This window comes from Parvibium lacunae, assembly GCF_003335215.1.
GTDB classification, from domain to species: domain Bacteria; phylum Pseudomonadota; class Gammaproteobacteria; order Burkholderiales; family Burkholderiaceae_D; genus Parvibium; species Parvibium lacunae.
The window spans coordinates 586,228-602,310 of the sequence record NZ_QPGB01000001.1 but is presented as its reverse complement, the minus strand read 5'-3'; the positions used below and the strand labels follow the sequence as shown (position 1 = coordinate 602,310).

Annotated in this window: 17 protein-coding genes; 11 read left to right on the top strand and 6 right to left on the bottom strand. The window is 52.4% G+C overall.

Annotated features, from left to right (window positions below; all coding sequences use genetic code 11):
- Positions 1-82: 82 nt before the first annotated feature.
- The gene (locus DU000_RS02825; protein WP_114402086.1) at positions 83-865 is read right to left on the bottom strand and encodes a 3-hydroxybutyrate dehydrogenase; all 783 of its coding nucleotides are present in this window, start codon (positions 863-865) and stop codon (positions 83-85) included.
- Positions 866-1,029: 164 nt separating this feature from the next.
- Between DU000_RS02825 and DU000_RS02820 the strand changes: the two genes are divergently transcribed.
- Together DU000_RS02820 and DU000_RS02815 are read left to right on the top strand one after the other, a co-directional pair.
- Positions 1,030-1,938 carry an alpha/beta fold hydrolase gene (locus DU000_RS02820; protein ID WP_114401807.1) on the top strand — a complete coding sequence of 303 codons (909 nt, stop codon included), beginning with the start codon at positions 1,030-1,032 and terminating at the stop codon, positions 1,936-1,938.
- A 69-nt stretch (positions 1,939-2,007) separates the two neighbouring features.
- The gene (locus DU000_RS02815; RefSeq protein ID WP_114401806.1) at positions 2,008-2,934 is read left to right on the top strand and encodes a hypothetical protein; all 927 of its coding nucleotides are present in this window, start codon (positions 2,008-2,010) and stop codon (positions 2,932-2,934) included.
- A gap of 29 nt (positions 2,935-2,963) precedes the next feature.
- On the opposite strand, the gene DU000_RS02810 is transcribed toward DU000_RS02815, so the two are convergent.
- Complete coding sequence (locus DU000_RS02810) at positions 2,964-3,851, bottom strand: response regulator (RefSeq protein WP_114401805.1); 888 nt, start codon at positions 3,849-3,851, stop codon at positions 2,964-2,966.
- Positions 3,852-3,892: 41 nt separating this feature from the next.
- On the bottom strand, positions 3,893-4,351 hold the full coding sequence (gene smpB / locus DU000_RS02805) for an SsrA-binding protein SmpB (protein WP_114402085.1): 459 nt from the start codon (positions 4,349-4,351) through the stop codon (positions 3,893-3,895).
- 83 nt (positions 4,352-4,434) lie between these two features.
- Between smpB and DU000_RS02800 the strand changes: the two genes are divergently transcribed.
- Complete coding sequence (locus DU000_RS02800; protein ID WP_114401804.1) at positions 4,435-4,866, top strand: type II toxin-antitoxin system RatA family toxin; 432 nt, start codon at positions 4,435-4,437, stop codon at positions 4,864-4,866.
- Positions 4,859-5,167, top strand: a complete 309-nt coding sequence (locus DU000_RS02795) for an RnfH family protein (protein ID WP_114401803.1) — start codon at positions 4,859-4,861, stop codon at positions 5,165-5,167. Before DU000_RS02800 ends, DU000_RS02795 begins: the two co-directional genes overlap by 8 nt.
- 21 nt (positions 5,168-5,188) lie before the next feature.
- On the opposite strand, the gene DU000_RS02790 is transcribed toward DU000_RS02795, so the two are convergent.
- A complete protein-coding gene (locus tag DU000_RS02790; RefSeq protein ID WP_114401802.1) occupies positions 5,189-5,710 on the bottom strand; it encodes a DUF4124 domain-containing protein in 522 nt (173 codons plus the stop codon).
- Between the two features lie 106 nt (positions 5,711-5,816).
- Between DU000_RS02790 and DU000_RS02785 the strand changes: the two genes are divergently transcribed.
- Entirely contained in the window at positions 5,817-7,073 is a 1,257-nt protein-coding gene (locus DU000_RS02785; protein ID WP_114401801.1) for a lipoprotein-releasing ABC transporter permease subunit, read from the top strand.
- The gene (locus DU000_RS02780; RefSeq protein ID WP_114401800.1) at positions 7,066-7,776 is read left to right on the top strand and encodes an ABC transporter ATP-binding protein; all 711 of its coding nucleotides are present in this window, start codon (positions 7,066-7,068) and stop codon (positions 7,774-7,776) included. Before DU000_RS02785 ends, DU000_RS02780 begins: the two co-directional genes overlap by 8 nt.
- A gap of 100 nt (positions 7,777-7,876) precedes the next feature.
- Here the strand turns inward: DU000_RS02780 and DU000_RS02775 are convergent, their stop codons facing one another.
- Both DU000_RS02775 and DU000_RS02770 read right to left on the bottom strand, forming a co-directional pair.
- Positions 7,877-9,157, bottom strand: coding sequence for a putative Na+/H+ antiporter (locus tag DU000_RS02775; RefSeq protein WP_114401799.1), 1,281 nt, complete (start codon positions 9,155-9,157; stop codon positions 7,877-7,879).
- Positions 9,158-9,194: 37 nt separating this feature from the next.
- Positions 9,195-9,809: a DUF2062 domain-containing protein gene (locus tag DU000_RS02770; RefSeq protein WP_114401798.1), complete on the bottom strand. Its 615-nt coding sequence runs from the start codon at positions 9,807-9,809 to the stop codon at positions 9,195-9,197.
- A 22-nt stretch (positions 9,810-9,831) separates the two neighbouring features.
- On the opposite strand from DU000_RS02770, the gene DU000_RS02765 reads away from it, so the two are divergent.
- The 5 genes from DU000_RS02765 to DU000_RS02745 all read left to right on the top strand — a co-directional run bounded on the left by DU000_RS02765 (position 9,832) and on the right by DU000_RS02745 (position 16,069).
- A complete protein-coding gene (locus DU000_RS02765) occupies positions 9,832-10,734 on the top strand; it encodes a TatD family hydrolase (protein ID WP_114401797.1) in 903 nt (300 codons plus the stop codon).
- A 9-nt stretch (positions 10,735-10,743) separates the two neighbouring features.
- Positions 10,744-13,419 (top strand): DNA internalization-related competence protein ComEC/Rec2, encoded by a 2,676-nt coding sequence (locus DU000_RS02760; protein ID WP_114401796.1) that lies wholly within the window; start codon positions 10,744-10,746, stop codon positions 13,417-13,419.
- A gap of 114 nt (positions 13,420-13,533) precedes the next feature.
- Complete coding sequence (locus tag DU000_RS02755) at positions 13,534-14,178, top strand: L-threonylcarbamoyladenylate synthase (protein WP_114401795.1); 645 nt, start codon at positions 13,534-13,536, stop codon at positions 14,176-14,178.
- Between the two features lie 29 nt (positions 14,179-14,207).
- A complete protein-coding gene (locus tag DU000_RS02750; RefSeq protein WP_114401794.1) occupies positions 14,208-14,858 on the top strand; it encodes a site-2 protease family protein in 651 nt (216 codons plus the stop codon).
- 11 nt (positions 14,859-14,869) lie between these two features.
- Positions 14,870-16,069: a tryptophan--tRNA ligase gene (locus tag DU000_RS02745; protein WP_114401793.1), complete on the top strand. Its 1,200-nt coding sequence runs from the start codon at positions 14,870-14,872 to the stop codon at positions 16,067-16,069.
- Positions 16,070-16,083: the final 14 nt, after the last annotated feature.

The window sequence follows — 16,083 nt, the reverse complement described above, 5'->3', positions numbered from 1 at the left end:
AGGCGTGAGGTTATTGCGCCATGTCAACCTTTCGTGCTTTGGTGGTCAATCACTGCAGCAGTATGGCGCCTATCACCCAGCGTTATTGGGCCATCCACCCACCGTCCATGTTCCAGGCTACTCCCCGTACCTGATCGGCCGCAGCGGAACACAGAAAAATAGCCAAAGCACCGAGTTGGGCTGGGTCGACAAATTCTTGCGAAGGCTGTTTTTCTGCAAGCAGCCTTTTTTTTGCTTCTTCCAGTGAGACAGATTCTTTCGCTGCGCGGTCATCGACTTGGCGTTGTACGAGGGGGGTTAAGACCCATCCTGGGCAAATGGCATTGCTGGTAATGCCGGTTTGCGCGGTCTCAAGGGCCACCGCCTTGGTAAACCCAATGACACCATGTTTGGCCGCAACATAGGCAGATTTTTGTGCAGAGGCGACCAAGCCATGCACAGAGGCAATATTGATGATTCGTCCCCAGTTTTTCTGTTTCATATAGGGGATTGCGAGCCGAGTTGTATGAAAAACAGCACTCAGGTTAATGGCTAAGATAGCATCCCACTTCTCTAAAGGAAAATCTTCTACATTCGCCACATGCTGAATACCGGCATTGTTAACCAAGATGTCGATACCCGTTAATTCGCGCTGTGCTTGTGCCATCATGTCAGCGATTTCCTCTGGCTTGCTCATGTCCGCTGCATGGTAGAGAACCTGGATGCCATAAGTAGCCTGCAGGCGTTGTTGTAGATCGCTGATGGCGGATGGCTCGCCAAATCCGTTTAGCACGATATTCGCGCCCTGGGCTGCTAGGGCTTCAGCGATTCCCAGGCCAATCCCACTGGTAGAGCCGGTCACCAGCGCAGTTTTTCCTTGCAACATCATGGCATTCTCCTCAATCTCAATAAAATTGTGTCGTTAGTCATAAAGCATAGTTCTTACGAAGACTGGAGCGGCCTGTCACGCGGTCTGGTCAGCGGAATGCCACTTTTGTCGGAAACTAAGACAAATGATATGCTGTTTTAACCTCTATTTTGGGTATCTCTATGCGCGTTTCCAACACCAATCGGCCTCGTCAAAAATCCGTACAAGTACTGTGTCCGGCAGGCTTGCATCGCATGGCTTATGTGGAATGGGGTGATCCGCTGAATCCACAGCTGTTAATCTGTGTGCATGGCTTAACACGAACAGGGCGTGACTTTGATACCTTGGCCAGCCAGCTTTGCCAGGAATACCGCCTTATTTGTCCGGATGTCATGGGACGCGGCCAGTCTGATTGGTTGCGCGACGCCAACTATTACGAAGTTCCTCAATACGTAGCGGACATGGTGACGTTAATTGCCGCTGTTAGTGCGCCCTATGAAGAGGCGGGAGTCACGCCAACGATTGACTGGCTGGGAACCTCAATGGGAGGGCTGATAGGCATGGGGCTTGCTGCCACCCCCAATAATCCGATCCGTAAGCTGGTATTGAATGATGTCGGGCCTGTGATTAATGGTCAGGCATTACAACGCATTGCCGAGTATGTAGGGCAACTCATCAGTTTTGCCAGCTTGGCTGAAGCGCAGGCCTATATCCGCGCAATAAGTGCGCCATTCGGCCCGCATACTGAGGCCCAGTGGCAAATACTGACTGAGCATGTGGTGATCGAGCGCGATGGGCGTTGGTTATTACACTACGATCCGGCGATTGCTATTCCCTTTCGGGAAACAGCGGCCGCTAATCCCAGTGGCCACGATCTCACTCTATGGCCAATCTATGATGCAATTTCCTGTCCAACACTGGCCATTCGGGGTGAGCTATCCGATCTACTGCCGCTGGCTGTTCATGCCGAGATGGCACAACGTGGGCCGCGCGCAACACTGGCGACGATTCCCGGTGTTGGCCACGCGCCAACCCTGATGCAAGCCGAACAAATTGATATCGTTGCGGCATTTTTGGCAGACCCTCAATAACGATATCAAGCTATCGCGGTCCTGGCACAGATAGTGCATGTCCCATTTCAATACTTGGGGATGCCTTCGATGTCTTTGTATTTGATCTTCTTCTTGGTGCTTTGTGTCATTGCCAGTTATGGGTTTTTGCGGCGATTTTTAACCCGCTATGGCTTAGCGCTCGCGGCAGAGTCTGCGCGTCAACGCCGCACGCAAGCGTTTAGGCATGCCTTTGATTGTTTATCCGACTTGATGCGTTTGCTCAGGTTAATGCAGCAATACCGTGGTTTGTACGCAATTCGCTACTTGGGTGTGGATCAGCATGAATTGTTGGTCGAGCGCGCGATTGAAATCGAACGTTTATTTAGCTTGCTCTTGCAACAACTGCTTAGCCAGGATGAGCGATTTTTAGCGGTTGTCACGCCCAATAACTTCAAGCTAGTTCGCTATCAGTGGCAACTTGCCGTCAATCCTAGCTTCACCGTCAGTGCGGAACAGAGCTTCCAGCAACAAACCCAATTAATCGAGAAAATCATTAACTGGTTACGCGAGTTAGCACGTAAACAAATTGAGCCAGAGCTACCGAGTTTGGCGCAGGGTCAACAGGCTGACCAAACCCTATTGCGTTTACGGGAAACCATCAAACAATTTGCCCATACGCTCCCCGAACTGGCAGAAATGGTTGCGCGCATGCGTGGCTTGGCGATGATGCTGGCTTTAGCGCGGCATACCGATATCGGCAAACGGGCACAAATTATTCATTTGATGCAGCAAGCCGAGACCTTATTGAACAAACAAAGCACACTCGGCGGGCAGCTTTGCACCACGATAGCGCAGCCGGTAATCCATGAGGCTGAGCAGGCCTGCCACTATTTTTTACGACGACTGCGTGAGCAGTTGTTGGCAGATCAACCCAGTCTGGGGGTTGAGGTCATTTATCAGGAAGGAACCGCGGCTGTAGACGCACTTTTCGTCTGGATGGATCAGCTAAAAGCCGGTTTGCTGGGGCGCCTTTAAGGTTTGAGTAAAGAATGGTGAGAATTTGGCTATCCAGCATCGCGTGGCATAGATGCAGTGTTTGTCATGCGCCAACTTGGTAGGAACTTTTGCATGGTGCGCTCTAAATTTTCGGGGGAAATCGGCTTAACAAAATAAGCATCACACCCCGCCATGGCCGCTTTGGCTCGGCGGAGCAGCGAGGTGTCATGCGTCAACAGGATCGTCGCTGTCCGGCGTCGATCTTGTCGCTTTTTGATCAGCCCACACAGTGCGATACCGTCTCTATCGGGTAGCTCTGTATCACTAATAACAATGTTGTAGCGGTTCAAAGTGAGGAAATCGAGAGCTTCTTCGGCGCTTTTTGCCCAGTCTACACGGTATAACTGCCCAGCTAATTTGGCACTGATATACAAAAAACTCGCTTCGTCGGGGTCGACCACCAGAACACCGGGTGCCGTTTGGAACGTAATCGGTTCCTGGTGTTCAAACCAGTCACTGATCGATGATATTTCGACCTCGTTGGCGATCGCATCAATCCCTTCATCAGCCACAAAATCTTCTACGAGTTCCTGCTCCTCATTGGCTTTCTGATTGTGTAGTGCGCGCACTTGGTTATCGAGGGCCAATAAAAACTCAGACCAACGAATGGGACGATTAACAGTCGCACAAGGCACATCGCGAGGCGCCCCTTGATCAAAAACCACCAAAACGATTAATGCCGGTTGCGCAGATAACCGTGCCGCGAGTTGCTGTGCATAGTCAGGTAGGTTACTGTCTAGCACCAGACAGTCTGGTTGGGTGGTATCACCTCGGCTAGGTTCGTGATAACGGTGGGTTCGTAATTGAGATAACCGGAAAATGGAGCTAAATAAAATTCGCTCTCGTTCAGTAAAACCGAGAATTTCAACGGTGTGTGAGGTGATTTTTTGTTCCATACCTGCGCTCCGATGATTGATCTGGTAAAGAAGTTGATATTTCAGCGATAGTTTTGACGCATGACACGTGCTTTTTCACGCTCCCACTCGCGTTCCTTCTCACTTGCCCGTTTGTCATGCTGTTTTTTACCTTTGGCTAGACCGATTTCGAGCTTGATACGTCCTTGTCGATAATGCAGATTAAGCGGCATCAAGGTATAACCAGACTGTTCCACTTTTCCGATCAACCGCTTGATCTCCGGCCCCTGTAACAAGAGCTTACGCGTACGGGTAGGGTCCGGTTGAACATGGGTTGACGCAGACTCAAGGGCAGAAATATGGCCATTGAGCCAATACAGTTCCGCCGCCCGAATCACCACATAAGATTCTTTCATTTGAGCACGCCCAGCTCGAATGGCCTTTACTTCCCAGCCATTCAAGACCAAACCTGCTTCGTAGCGTTCTTCGATGAAATAATCATGAAACGCTTTACGGTTTTCTAAAATCAACTTATCCGACATAAACACCCGCATGCCCATTAGGCGCGATCAGTTACAATGATGCCAGTGTAGCAAATAGTCTGCCGCCTAAGCGCAATTTGAACATGGCAAAAATTCACAAAACTGTATTAGTTCCCTATGCGGCCGAGAAAATGTTTTCTTTGGTCGAACAGGTGGAACACTATCCTGAGTTCTTACCCTGGTGTGCAGGGGTTGACCTCATAGAGCGCGAACCGCTGCGTCAAGTAGCCACACTCAAGATTGCATTTAAGGGCATTCGTCAGAGTTTTACCACGGAAAATCGACATGACCCGCCACATACTATGTCGATGCAGTTACGGGAGGGCCCCTTTCGCCAATTACATGGCGGCTGGCGTTTTACCCCCCTAACCAGTGATGCTTGCAAAGTCGAGTTTGAACTGGAGTATCACTTTGCTAGCAGCCTACTAGAAAAAGTGATTGGCCCCGTTTTCAGTATGATCACCAGTACCTTTGTGGATTGTTTCGTAAAACGAGCGGAGCAGATCTATGCCTGAAATCGCTAAGCTATGGCTTTATCTTGATACCGAGGCAGGCCTACGCTCGACAGAATTTCCTTTTCTCGACAAGGAAACCTTAGGGCAATGGTTCGAACGCGACAGTGTACAAGCCTGGCTGGTGGCTCAGGGAGCGTCAAATATGAAGCCAGATATGCTGGTTAGCCAAAAACGCCTGGGCATTTATGGCAAATCACGGCATCTGGAAACAGTATTGCACCCAGGGGATCGGATTGAAATATACCGCCCACTCTTGTGTGATCCAAAAGAGATGCGTCGACAACGGGCGCGCAAAAAATAAGGCGATACTGCCTATTCAACGTTATTTGCAGTGTTGCTCTAGGCTGCGGCGCACGCGCTCTTGCTCGGCATTGCGGTCGCCATCTTCCATCACCACCCGTTCACCACTCGCATCAAAGCGACTCATCCGCTGCCCAGATTCCAGTGCTGCTAGCTGATTACGCTGTTGCTCACAGGCGGCTTTGCGCTGTGCGTCTTGGGCCTCTTTGTCCGCCTGTTTTTTTGCTTTTTCAGCATTTTCAGTCTGGCGCTTGCGGAATTCCATCTCACGTTCTGCCAGTGAAGCAGGCTTGCTGCCCCCTTTGTCTCCAGCTTGTGGGGCAGGGCTTGAGGGAATGGAGGGCGTCGAGAGACTCCGAACTGGCTCCATACCGCGCGGCCGTCGGATGATATTGGCTTCAGGAATATCTCCTGGCGGTGGCCGATCACTGAATTGCATATTGCCATTTGCGTCGCGCCATTGATACTGCGCTAACACAGAAAAACTGCATAACAAGCCACAAACTAACAATCCCCTCACTGTCTTAGCGCGTGTCGTTTTCATCCTACCCCACCGATTGACGAGTTTTATCTGGCTTTAGGATAGCAGACTCCAGGCGAATTTTAATAATTTGGCCTAAACTCAGGCCTTTTTCTGGCAAACTAGCCTTATGAAAATTCCTTACGAATTACAAATTGGCTGGCGCTATACCCGCGCGGGCCGGCATGGTGGGCGCAAAAATCGCTTTATTTCTTTTATCTCAGCGATCTCGACCGCAGGCATCGCGCTGGGCGTGATGGCCCTCATTGTCGTCCTCTCTGTAATGAATGGTTTTCAAAAAGAGGTACGTGATCGCATGCTTTCGGTGCTCTCGCATATTGAAGTCTTTGCAGCAGATGGCGATTTAGTCGATTGGCAAAAAACGGCAACTGAAGCCCGGCAGCACCCTGCCGTGCTGGGTGCCGCCCCATACGTGGGGGCTCAGGCGATGGTCATGCGTGATGAAACTGTGCGGGGTGTCATTGTGAGAGGCATCGACCCTGAACTAGAACCCCAAGTGTCAGAAATTCAGCAACAGGTAGTTGCAGGGAGCCCGCGCGAGTTGGCCCCCGACGCCTTTAATATTGTTCTGGGCGGAGCATTGGCGCAAACGCTGGGCGTAACGGTGGGGAGTAAAGTAACCTTGGTCGCCCCACAGGGCAGCACCACGCCAGCAGGCTGGGTTCCACGCTTAAAAACCTTTACCGTCGTTGGCCTGTTTGAGTCAGGACATTACGAATATGACAGTAGTCTTGTGTTGATTCATTTAGCAGACGCGCAAAAATTATTTCGACTCAGTGGGGTGACTGGGGTTCGCCTAAAAACCAATGACATGCAAGCGGCGCCGCTCATCACCCATGAACTGGCCCGTCGTTTGTCGGGTGATCTGTTGCTACGAGACTGGTCGAGTCAGAATCGAAATTGGTTTGCAGCTGTTAAAACTGAAAAACGGATGATGTTTATTATTTTGACGCTGATTATCGCTGTCGCTGCGTTTAATCTCGTATCGATGTTGGTGATGACCGTGACCGATAAGCGCGCAGATATTGCGATTTTGCGGACATTAGGGGCAACACCACGCAGTATTCAAGCCATTTTTATTGTCCAAGGCGCCTTAATCGGATGGCTTGGGACCCTAGTAGGCGTGCTTAGCGGCTGTTTAATTGCGGCGAATGTCGGTGCCATCGTGAGTGGCATTGAATGGCTCTTTGGCGTGCAATTTTTACCGCGCGAGATTTACTTCATTTCGAGTATGCCGAGTGAATTACGACTACATGATGTGCTGACTATTGCGGTCATCTCGTTTTTACTCAGCTTGCTGGCGACGCTCTACCCAAGCTGGCGAGCCGCGCGCATTGAGCCTGCGGAGGCCTTGCGTTATGAATAACCTGCTTGCTGCTGGATCCGCTCCCGTCGCGACAGCATTTGCTTTAGAGTGCCGTGGTGTGAGCAAAACTTTTCATGACACTAACCAAGCGGTTCAGGTATTAAATCGGGTTGATTTGGCCGTTAAACCTGGTGAGCGTATCGCGATCGTTGGCGCTTCTGGTTCGGGTAAAAGTACTTTGTTACATTTACTAGGCGGGTTGGACAGCCCAAGCCATGGCGAGGTCTTGCTAGGCGGGCGGGCGTGGGGAAACATGAATGAGCGAACCCGCAGCCAGTGGCGTAATCAGGCCTTGGGTATGGTCTATCAGTTTCACCATTTATTGCCAGAATTTACCGCGCAGGAGAATGTCATGATGCCCTTGCGTATCCGGCGGGAGCCGGATGGTCTGGCCCAGGCTCAAGCTCAGGCAATTTTGGAACAGTTAGGGCTAGGACATCGGTTGCATCACCGACCTGGGCTACTGTCGGGCGGTGAACGCCAGCGGGTTGCCATGGCGCGCGCCCTGGTAACGCGCCCACTGTGTGTGTTAGCCGATGAGCCAACCGGGAATCTGGATCGAGAAACTGCCCAAGACGTGTTTGCGGCAATGACACAGATGGCCCAAGCCACCGGAACCGCGTTTGTGGTGGTGACTCACGATATGGAGTTAGCACAGCGGACAGACCGGGTGTATCGCTTGCAGCAGGGCGCTTTACTCTGAATGCTTGCCGGTTACGACGACCCATCTCCAGTTAGCTTACCTGAACGCTGTAAAGGGGACGGCTTGCTTGTAGCCTAGAAAGGCTGAAGCTGGCATACGTTTATAGATATTTGAATGCCAGCCCAGCAATAACGGTCGGCGGTAGCGCAAATAGCAACAGCGCCAGAGGATTCACCGCTTTTTCACTAAAGTGTTCACGCAAAATGGCGACGCCCGCCGGGTTTGGCGCATTGGCGATAATGGTAAGCCCACCCCCAGTTACCGCACCTGCTACCAAGGCATATTTAAATTCTGTGCTCAGCCCTTCAACCAACGAACCCAAATAGGTCAGCGCAGCATTATCAGTAATTGCAGTCAGGGCTGTTGCCCCCATGAAGACGGCATCGCTACTCATGCTGAGTAAAAGCGGTTGCAGCCACCATTGTTGTTGCCCACCCAACACCACCAAGCCGGCCAGGAAGAAGGCCACCAACAAGCCTTCTTTGAGAATCAACGGACTTTGATAACGCGCATAGGCATGGGTAACCCCCAGAAAAAATAGCAATAACCCCATGAAAATCGCGGGATGGTGCGCGAAGAAAACCACGCCACTCAAAAACAGGAGATGCGTCAGTGTCAGGGTAATGGGTATCGGGTTAGCGGTAGCTGGGGTGAGCCCCGCACGGACCGCCAGCTGGCTCAGTTCGCGACTGAAGAAAAGGGTGAGCAGCGTACTGTTTACCACGACCGCCAGGGCTGCTTTCCAGCCAAACTGGGTGAACATGAATAGGGTATCCCATTGCCACTTCGCGGCAACCATCAAAACAGGTGGTGCGGCAAAATGAGTGAGGGTGCCCCCAATCGAAATATTGACAAATAAAACGGCCAGCGTGGCATAGAGAAAGCGCGAAGACATGCCATTGGCAAAATAGCGGTCACGCAGAATCAGTGCGGCTAGGGTCATCGCCGCAGGTTCGGTAATCAGTGAGCCAAGCAGCGGGACTGCCGTCAGCGTCATCCACAGATAGGTCATCGTGGCGGGTAGCCGGATCAATTGTGCGAGAAGTTGGCTGCTTAGATTGACGGCCTGCGCAGCTAACTGCAAGATAGGTTTTGTGCCTGCGACCACCATAATCGCAAAGACAAATAAGGGTTCGGTGAAATTCCGTGAGTCGATATAGTTAACCGCTGAGGCTTTGCCTGCTAATAGGAATAACCCCAACATAAAAATAAGTGCCCAAAAACCAAAGACAACTTCCACTTCACCGAGTAAGTGAAAAATTCCTTCATGATTGGGATAGCGGTGTGCCAAACGCTCAAAAAATTTTGTTGCGAAAGTATGCAGAATCGCCAGACCAAATAAAATCGCAGCAAATAATTCAATCACAGTGGGTTGGGCCATTTAATCTCTCTCTAGCGGGCAATGATTGGCAATCGCCTTATTTCAGTTGCTGATGCTGGGCTAGTCGCCGCCACCAAATTCGCCGCAAACGCCAATTCCAAACCAGCGTGATGGTCAGATAACTTGACAAGGCGAGGGTACTGGCCAGTAAGAGAATCCCGACAGCCAGGGGCGCCCCCAAACCAGATGCCCATTGCATCATTTGTTCGGTAGACTCACCGATTGCCTGCCAGTTCCAATTCGGAATAGATAAAGAGTGAGCTTGATGCTGCTGATCGCCCATCACCAGCGCCCCGTAATGGTAGGCCACGTAATACAAGGGCAAAATCGTGAATGGATTGGTATAAAAGGTACTGAGAATCGCTAGGGGCAAGTTACCTCGTAGGTACAAACAGGCAATGGCCGATCCGAGCACTTGTAATGGCCCTGGAATTAAGCCACAAAAAAGCCCAATGGCTACCCCTTTGGCAACGGTGTGCCGGTTAATTCCCCACAAAGCAGGATGAAACAGCCGCTCACCAAACAAATGCAGAATTTTATAAGACCGAATTTGCGCGCTGTCTGGCAAAATATGGCGTAGTTTACGTCGCACGATTCGAAGCCAGGAGCGTTGCGCTACTGACGACACAGGCGGCGGATTAGCGTTTGACATGCGTCCTCTTTGATAATACTTGATGTTAATTGATACCCACTGCCATCTTGATGCAACTGAGTATGAGCATCTTAACCCAGCGCCGCTGGCTGGAGAGACGTTAACGGCTTTTTCGGCAGCGCTGCAGGTTGCACATGCCGCCGCCGCGGCCGGGGTCGGCTTGATCATCATCCCTGCTGTGCAGGCTCATGATTTTAGCCGGGTTGCTCAGCTGGCCCAGTGGGTGAGTGAAAACACCCCCGTCGCGTGTGGTTATACGCTAGGGATTCACCCGCTCTATACCCTGCAGGCAACCCCAACCGATCTTGAGCGATTGAAACTTGCCATCACTCAGGCGTTGTCCGATCCTTATTTTTTAGGTGTCGGCGAAATCGGTCTCGACTTATTTGTTCGCAAGTTGCCCCTGGCCCAACAACAACGCTATTACGAGGCGCAACTGCGTCTGGCTGCAGATTTTTCTCTTCCGGTTTTATTGCATGTGCGGCGCGCCCAGGATTTGATTCTCAAAGCCTTGCGCCGCTACCGCGTTAAAGGTATTGCACATGCGTTTAATGGCAGTGAGCAGCAAGCACAGCAATTTATTGCGCTGGGGTTCAAGCTGGGTATCGGGGGCGCAATGACCTATCCGCGTGCTTTGCAAATTCGGCGCCTAGCGACCCAACTGCCGCTGGAGTCGCTGGTCTTGGAAACAGATGCGCCAGATATTCCGCCAGCATGGCTTGGCCAGCCCAGCCCTGATCCTGCTACAGGCATCCGTCAGTCGCTCAAGTCGCTCAATACACCCGCTGAATTGTTTGGGATTGCCGCTTGTCTGGCCGAATTACGCCAACTCTCTGTCAGCGAATTGATTCAACAGACCGCTCAAAATACCTATCAGGTGCTGCCGCGTGTCCCGTTACTGCTGCAATCACTGGGCAGAGCATAGAAGAGGGCTATGTCGGCAGCGGATTCGTCTCGATCAAACTGGCTGGCATTTCGCCCCAGCGAAAAGCGGGGTGAAGCGGCACACTCAGGGACAGTTAGCTTACCCTTGGTGCTCTTGGCTTGGTGCATGGGGATTGCCTACATACAGACCCAAACGAGCTTATGGCCTCTGCGCAGCGCAGTGATACTCGCCGTGTTACTGGCCAACGGTTTATGCGCCCTAGGGCTAGCCAAGTCTTATGCCAAACCACCACCCAAGTTGTATCAGTGGGGGGCAGGCCTGGCTCAAGCGCTATTGGCATTTGCTCTGGGCCTGATTTGGGCCTGCTGGTGGGCCGATACCCGACTGCAAGCACGGCTACCTGCCGTGTTGGAGAATGAGCCCTTGACCTTAGTTGGTGTAATCGATAGCCTACCGCACCCCCTGGATCGGGGACAGCGCGTTACCTTACGGGTTGAAGCGCTGAGCCCGATTACTGCGCTTAATGGAGATAAGGCGTACCCTATATCACCCCCGCTAGGGGTTGAGACAGAGCATGACCAATTCTCGTGGCCGGATTTCCGCTTACCGGCACGGGTCAGCCTAAGCTGGGCTGATGGTTTGGCAGATCAGGTTCGCCCAGCACAGCGTTGGCAGTTTCAGGTTAAATTACACGCGCCCTATGGCAATCAAAACCCCGGCGGGTTCGATTATGAGCGCTGGTTACTGGAAGAAAACGTGGGGGCTATTGGGCAAGTCATCCGCCCACGTGACCCCGCTGAAGCCGCGACTATTGCGCTAAAACGGCAAGAATTAGTCTGGAATCCGCTCGATCGATTGCAACGAGTACGCGGGATATTACGACACAAAATCCTCCAGGCCTTTGTGACCCGCGACGGATTGGCCCCTTATCGCGGCGTGATTACCGCGTTAGTGATGGGCGACCAGCGTGCGATTGATCCAGCCGATTGGCGCTTGTTTAACCAGACTGGGGTCGGTCATTTGATTGCCATTTCTGGTTTGCATATTACGATGCTGGCAACGTTTGCCGCTTGGTTGACCGGCGGGGTGTGGCGTCAACGGCTGCGCCAAGGTAACCGACAGGCGGGTTCAGCCCCGCAAGCCGGGTTGGTCGTTGGAGTGTTGGTCGCGGCGGCTTACTGTAGTCTAGCGGGGTGGGGCATCCCGGCGCAGCGAACTTTTTTGATGTTGCTGGTCGTTGCTTGGGGAACCTGGCGCTACGCGGGTTCACAACCTTTATTCAGCCTGTGTCTGGCGGCCGCGCTCGTCCTCGCGTGGGACCCTATGGCTTGTCTGGCTCCTGGCTTTTGGCTATCTTATGTTGCTGTGGCGATCTTGCTCTGGTTGGGGCAGCGTCGGCGTCTGGCATTGGTCACTCCAGCCCCACCAAACGGTGTGCCAGATAAATATCAAGCTTGGCGTCGCTTTGGAGGCTCATTACAAGAAGCGTCGCGTTTGCAGTTAGCGATTAGTGTGGGGCTGGTTCCCTTAACCGTCCTTTTTTTTCAGCAAGTGAGTTGGATCGGCCCCATCGCCAATGCGATAGCGATTCCCGTGATCAGTTTCGGTGTCACCCCACTGTCGCTATTGGGGGCGATTTGGGTTTGCCTGCCCGGAATCGGCAGCGATCTCGGGCTGCAAGCCGCGCATGGTCTTTTGGCGGCACTCATTGCAGGCTTGGAAGTCTTGTCTGCCTTACCCTATGCCAGCACTAGCTTGCCACTGCCCGCATGGCCGGTATTGCTCTTGGCGGGGCTAGGGTGTGTTTGGCTCTGCTTACCGCTCCGCTGGCCCTGGCGTTTACTGGGCATCGGCTGGTGCTTGCCACTGCTGCTGGCACCCGCAGATTGGCCGAGCTGGGGCGAATGGCGTATTACTGCCCTAGACGTTGGACAGGGCAATGCCGTACTCATCCAAACCCAGCAACACACCTTGCTATATGACACCGGCCCCGCTTACGGCAATCATCAAGATGCCAGTACCCGAGTGATTCTGCCTTATTTGCGGCATCAGGGGTTACTACCATTGAGTGCGCTGGTGGTGTCGCACCGTGATCAAGATCACGCAGGGGGCTTAATCAGCCTGTGGCAAGCAACGCCCCCAGAACAGTTTTACACCAGCATGTCGGCTGCAGAACTGCCCGCTTTCATTACTCAGAGTGGGCGTTACCAGCCTTGCCGCGCTGGCATGCAGTGGACTTGGGATGGGGTTCACTTTGCCTTTCTGCATCCACAAGAGCCTGCCGATTGGTCGAGTAGTAATGAGAAAAGCTGTGTCTTGGCGATCTGGACTGCCCGCGGACGGCAAGAGCAAGGCCTGTTATTGACGGGCGATATTAGCCAGCGTGTTGAGCAAGCGTTACTGACACGGGCTGCCACCGATCCGTTCATGGCGGCTCGGTTAAAACAACCTGTCTTGCTGGTGCCGCATCATGGCAGTGCGACGTCTTCTTCAGCTGCCTGGCTCGCGCACGTACAACCACGCTACGCCATACTTCAAGCTGGTCAGCATAATGCGTATGGGCATCCTCATGCGCAGGTGCTCGAACGCTATCGTGCGCAAGGGGTTCAGTTACTGGAAACCCGCCAGGGTGGGGCATGGCGGCTGGACTTCAATACGGCTGATGTATTACAGCCCAGCGCCTGGCGCCAGGAAAACTGCCGGTATTGGCATCATCATTGTTGATGACTGCGTAGTAACTTCATCTGATTGGCTGCAGACACCCCTCAGATAACGGTAAAATAAAGGCCTAATTTATTTAAAAGCGCACGGTTAGTTGACCTGCGATGACTGCTTAGCATGGCACGCATTTACAGCGTTCATCCCGAAAACCCGCCGTTACGGCAATTGCAACAACTTGTGGCGATCATTGAGCAGGGTGGGGTGGTCGCACTGCCGACAGATTCCAGCTATGCCTTGTGTTGTCATTTAGACGATAAAGCAGCGGTAGACCACCTGCGGCGAATACGCGGTTTAGATGACAAGCATTTATTGACCCTGTTATGCCGCGACTTATCAGATATCGCGCATTATGCAAAAGTCGATAATCAGCAATATCGTTGGCTGAAAGCGGCAACGCCAGGACCTTTCACCTTTATTTTGGCGGCGACCAAAGAAGTTCCTCGTCGGGTTTCGCACCCTTCTCGTAAAACGATCGGCCTGCGCGTCCCCGCCCACCATGCCACGCAACAGTTGCTGGCAACGCTGGGGCAGCCGTTACTGGCAACCAGCCTGATTTTACCGGGCGACGATTGGCCTTTGAATGAAGCCTACGCAATTCAAGATGCCCTGGATCACCAGCTAGATGGCATTTTAGATGCTGGCCCTTGTGGTCTGGAACCAACCACCGTCGTTGATTTAAGCGAGTTGCCGCCACGTTTAATCCGCCACGGGTTAGGGGATCCAGGACTGTTAGGATTGAGCGCAGAATCCAGTAGCGATTAACTGTCGCGATTATTTTTGGAGAAACATGCATGAACATGCAGGATACTGAAGCGCTTAAAATAGTACTCATCGCCGCGCTGCCACTGATCTTTACATTAACGCTGCGCGAGGCGGCAACAGGGTTTATGGCATATCGGCTCGGTGACCGCACAGGCCTGGCGCAGGGCCGTTTGAGCTGGAACCCAATGGTGCATCTTGACTGGTTAGGCACGGTAATTTTGCCTTTGGGCATGATGCTATTGGCGGGTGTCACGCAATTCCCCCTGATTTTTGGCTGGGCCAAACCGATGCCAGTTGACTATCGGCAATGTCAGCAGCCGCGTTTGGCCTTTCGCTGGATTGCCTTGACAGGTCTAGGCGCCTACCTCCTAATGGGCTTAGCGTGGAGTCTGTTAGGGGGGATATTACGGGGGGTAGATGCCCCTGACTTCTTTCGCTCGATGGCATTTTGGGGCTTGTGGATGAATGCGGTTTTTTTCGCGTGGAGTTTATTGCCATTACCACCGATGGATGGGGGACGATTATTGATTACTTTTTTACCGCCGCCGTTGGCCCTAAAACTGGCGCAAATTGAACGCTATACCTTCCTCATTTTGATTGGTTTTATCTTATTAGGCTTGCATCGCTATACCGTTTTACCGATTGCGTTCGCCGTATCACAACTCTTGACTTTTCTCTGACTGGCACAACTATGTTTCCTGATCGTGTTCTTTCCGGCATGCGTCCCACTGGCGCGCTTCACTTAGGCCACTACCATGGGGTCCTCAAGAACTGGGTGCGCTTACAACAAGAGTATCCCTGTTTGTTCTTTGTCGCCGACTGGCACGCCTTAACGACGCATTACGATAACCCACAAGTGATTGAGGCATCTGTATGGGATATGGTGATTGACTGGCTGGCAGCTGGGGTTGACCCAGCACAAGCGACCATCTTTATTCAATCCCGGGTACCCGAGCATGCCGAATTGCATTTGCTGCTTTCGATGATGACGCCCCTAGGGTGGCTAGAACGTGTGCCAACCTACAAAGATCAGCAAGAAAAACTGACAGATAAGGATCTCTCTACCTACGGTTTCTTAGGTTATCCCTTGCTGCAATCAGCCGATATCTTGATCTACAAAGCAGCACATGTGCCGGTGGGTGAAGATCAGGTTCCACATATTGAAATGACCCGTGAAATTGCCCGGCGTTTCAACCATTTCTATGGACGCGAAGCGGGTTTTGAAGAAAAAGCCCTCGATGCAGCGAAAAAACTCGGGGGGAAGCGCAATAAACTCTATCTGGAATTACGTACTCGTTTCCAAGAGCAGGGGGATGAAGCCGCACTGGAGCAAGCACGTGCCCTATTACAAGAAGCCCAGAGCTTGTCATTGAGTGACCGCGAACGGTTGTTTGGCTACATTGAGGGCGGGCGTAAAATTATTCTGCCAGAACCCCAGGCCTTGTTGACTGAAGCTTCACGTATGCCAGGGTTGGATGGTCAAAAGATGTCAAAGAGCTACCATAACGTGATCACCCTACGCGAAAGCGCTGAGAGTGTTACCAAAAAAGTTCGCACCATGCCAACCGATCCGGCTCGCATTCGCCGCACAGACCCAGGTGATCCCGCCCGCTGTCCGGTTTGGCAGTTGCATCAGGTGTATTCCGATCAGGCAACGTGTGAGTGGGTCGAGCAGGGCTGTAAAAGTGCGGGAATCGGTTGTCTGGAATGTAAACAACCTGTGATTGAAAAGATTTTGCAGGAACAAGAACCGATGCGAGAGCGGGCGCAGCAATATCTAGATGATCCGCAACTGGTTAAAAACATTGTGGCTGATGGCGCTGAAAAAGCCCGCGCGCTGGCCCAAGAAACCATGCGTGAAGTGCGTGATGCTATGGGCTTGAGTTATTGAACGCCAGTTGAGCT

Coding starts and splice junctions, on each gene's coding strand:
- DU000_RS02825 (WP_114402086.1), bottom strand. CDS start 865: ATGTTGCAAGGAAAAACTGCGCTGGTGACCGGCTCTACCAGTGGGATT.
- DU000_RS02820 (WP_114401807.1), top strand. CDS start 1,030: ATGCGCGTTTCCAACACCAATCGGCCTCGTCAAAAATCCGTACAAGTA.
- DU000_RS02815 (WP_114401806.1), top strand. CDS start 2,008: ATGTCTTTGTATTTGATCTTCTTCTTGGTGCTTTGTGTCATTGCCAGT.
- DU000_RS02810 (WP_114401805.1), bottom strand. CDS start 3,851: ATGGAACAAAAAATCACCTCACACACCGTTGAAATTCTCGGTTTTACT.
- smpB (WP_114402085.1), bottom strand. CDS start 4,351: ATGTCGGATAAGTTGATTTTAGAAAACCGTAAAGCGTTTCATGATTAT.
- DU000_RS02800 (WP_114401804.1), top strand. CDS start 4,435: ATGGCAAAAATTCACAAAACTGTATTAGTTCCCTATGCGGCCGAGAAA.
- DU000_RS02795 (WP_114401803.1), top strand. CDS start 4,859: ATGCCTGAAATCGCTAAGCTATGGCTTTATCTTGATACCGAGGCAGGC.
- DU000_RS02790 (WP_114401802.1), bottom strand. CDS start 5,710: ATGAAAACGACACGCGCTAAGACAGTGAGGGGATTGTTAGTTTGTGGC.
- DU000_RS02785 (WP_114401801.1), top strand. CDS start 5,817: ATGAAAATTCCTTACGAATTACAAATTGGCTGGCGCTATACCCGCGCG.
- DU000_RS02780 (WP_114401800.1), top strand. CDS start 7,066: ATGAATAACCTGCTTGCTGCTGGATCCGCTCCCGTCGCGACAGCATTT.
- DU000_RS02775 (WP_114401799.1), bottom strand. CDS start 9,157: ATGGCCCAACCCACTGTGATTGAATTATTTGCTGCGATTTTATTTGGT.
- DU000_RS02770 (WP_114401798.1), bottom strand. CDS start 9,809: ATGTCAAACGCTAATCCGCCGCCTGTGTCGTCAGTAGCGCAACGCTCC.
- DU000_RS02765 (WP_114401797.1), top strand. CDS start 9,832: ATGTTAATTGATACCCACTGCCATCTTGATGCAACTGAGTATGAGCAT.
- DU000_RS02760 (WP_114401796.1), top strand. CDS start 10,744: ATGTCGGCAGCGGATTCGTCTCGATCAAACTGGCTGGCATTTCGCCCC.
- DU000_RS02755 (WP_114401795.1), top strand. CDS start 13,534: ATGGCACGCATTTACAGCGTTCATCCCGAAAACCCGCCGTTACGGCAA.
- DU000_RS02750 (WP_114401794.1), top strand. CDS start 14,208: ATGAACATGCAGGATACTGAAGCGCTTAAAATAGTACTCATCGCCGCG.
- DU000_RS02745 (WP_114401793.1), top strand. CDS start 14,870: ATGTTTCCTGATCGTGTTCTTTCCGGCATGCGTCCCACTGGCGCGCTT.